Origin of the sequence: Mesorhizobium australafricanum, from assembly GCF_033977265.1 — a bacterium.
Classification (GTDB): domain Bacteria; phylum Pseudomonadota; class Alphaproteobacteria; order Rhizobiales; family Rhizobiaceae; genus Mesorhizobium; species Mesorhizobium australafricanum.
In genome coordinates, this window is sequence record NZ_JAVIIT010000046.1 from 1 (window position 1) to 2,341 (window position 2,341).

Annotated in this window: 1 protein-coding gene and 2 pseudogenes; 2 read left to right on the top strand and 1 reads right to left on the bottom strand. The window is 55.6% G+C overall.

Translation table 11 applies throughout. The features are described 5' to 3' along the window. The first annotated feature begins 362 nt into the window (after positions 1-362). Positions 363-1,109, top strand: a complete 747-nt coding sequence (dapF, locus tag RFM98_RS31060; protein ID WP_320312279.1) for a diaminopimelate epimerase — start codon at positions 363-365, stop codon at positions 1,107-1,109. Between the two features lie 609 nt (positions 1,110-1,718). After that, positions 1,719-1,929: pseudogene (locus RFM98_RS31065) on the top strand (helix-turn-helix transcriptional regulator). Positions 1,930-1,964: 35 nt separating this feature from the next. Here the strand turns inward: RFM98_RS31065 and RFM98_RS31070 are convergent. After that, a pseudogene (locus RFM98_RS31070) lies at positions 1,965-2,172 on the bottom strand (transposase); the annotation flags it as partial. Between the last annotated feature and the right edge of the window lie 169 nt (positions 2,173-2,341).

The window sequence follows — 2,341 nt, forward strand, 5'->3', positions numbered from 1 at the left end:
GATCGTCAGGAAAGGCAATTACTTTGACAGGATAGGACACGTCATCGCGGTGTCAGCCAGCCTTGCCCAAACCGAGGCGGCACTTAAGCGTGCCGTCGACACAATTAGTTGGTCAATCACACCATTTCCCACCGTTGGCGATCAGGAAGATTCTGTCGCAAATTCTGATTGAGACCAAAAAAGGGCGATTTGCGCATTTCTTTAAGTAGGTGGACTAGGGTGATTAAGCACACAGATCTTCTCTCACTACCTTCTCCGACCGGATCGCCGCTGCACTGGCCATTCATCAAGATGCACGGTCTGGAGAATTATTTTGTGATTCTCGACCGCCGAGACGGTAGCAAACCTCTGATGATGACATAGTGCGCATATGCAGCACCAACCTCGGTATTGGGGGCGAGCAGCTGCTCACCATTGAACGGGCCTCGGACGAGGGCCTGCGCGCCGGCGCCTATGCGGCAATGAGGATTTTCAATATCGACGACAAGGAAGTTGGCGCATGCGGCAACGCCACTCGCTGCATGGCATATCTGCTGCTCGAGGAAGCTGGCAAGGACGAGCTGGTGATGGAACTGGCGGGGGACGTCGTCCAATGCCGCATCAGGGCAGCGCCAATGGAGGTCAGCGTCACGCTCGGACCGATTAGCATGGATTGGCGCAAGATTCCATTATCCCGAGAAGTTGATACGACCCACCTGCCCATCGAAAGCGGTCTGCTCACAGACGGCGTCGCCCTCTACATCGGCAACCCGCATGCCCTCTTCTTTGTCGACCAACTCGATAAAGTCGACATGGGCCGCTATGCGCCTTTGGTGCAGAGTGATCCTCTTTTTCCGGAGGGGGCTAATGTGGGCGCGGCTGAGATAGTCGACGAAAAAACACTTCGGCTTGTCGTCTGGGAACGACCAGGCACACTCACCAAGGCATGTGGAACTGGCGCATGCGTTGCCGCTTATGCGGCGCTTAACCGAGGCCTCGTCACCTCCGAGAAAATCGCCGTTCATCTTCCGGGCGGGAAGCTGGTTATCGAACTTCTGGATGGCGATAAAGTCCGCATGACCGGACCAGTCGCATTTTGCTGTCATGGTTTCGTAGAGGGAGGCAAGTAGCGACCCCCAGATGCGCCGCGGATCAATGGCTAGGATCATCGCAGCGCCGAAAAGAAGAATTAAGAGCCGCGATTCACGAAAATATGGCATTGAAACGATGAGTGCCAATCATGTCACTGGCACTCGCTGCAGTGCTCCTGTTACTCGCGAGGCTACCCAGAATCTCCCCTAGCTCGCAGACATCGTGCACAAAGGCCCAGGATTCGATCAAGATGCGCTGCCGTGCGTAGGGGATTGACCAATGTCATCATTGGTCAATACCAACCCATATACAAGACTTGGCACTCGTCTTACTTGACTTTGTCATTGATGGTTGCCGAAGCAGCTTCGCTGCCCGCAGTCTTTCGTGGCCAAGTATGAGGGCGGTGAACGTCGCATGGACCTCATTGAGTTCTTCGACGTAGAGGAAGCGCTCGAAATCGACCCTTGCGAGATTTTCGCACATGTGCGTCGCTTGCGTGACCGATAGCTCGTGCTGTGCTTGGCTTGCGCAACCAACGTCATCAAAATCGCATGCCCGGCGGCAGATGGTTCGGCAAATCGATGACAATGTGGATTACATATTACTAGTTGATAAACTCAAGGTCCGTGATCCGCTTACCTTCGCGCATGGATATGCGCAAGCTGGTCAGACGAAATGCACGCAGGATTAGGGAGAAAAGCCGGCTTGACGCAGGAGCAGCTTGCCGAGATCTCCGGCTTCAGCCAGCAGTACATCAGCGAACTGGAGAAGGGTAAAAGGAACGCCACCATCGTCACGCTTTATGAACTGGCACAAGCCCTCCGTGTCAGCCACATCGATCTGGTGCGACCTGATTGACCAGGATTAAGCGCTATTTGGAAATGGCGCCGACGCACCGCATCCGTCGTGTAAATGATGCTGCGCACACTCGGATAGGCGAAGAACGGCACGACGTGGTGCCAGCTCTGAGTGATCGCCGGGTATCGGCGGCCCAGTCGCCGGCCTCGAAGTCCTCCAGAGCCGTCATGCCGGCTTGGCGTCCGCGCCCCGGCAGATGGCGTTGAGCGTCGGCACGACGGCTTTGCGATCCTTCCGTGACACGTGTCTGCGTATTTCGCAAAAACGGGACAGTCGTGGAGTGCACCCCAGGCTGAGACAGGGAAAATCGCGGACATCGTCCCACGTTAAGCTATGCCGCCTTTTCCATCTGTCGTCCACCTGAATGCTTCTGTTCGTATTCCTCCGGCGTGAGATAATGGAGCGCCGAATG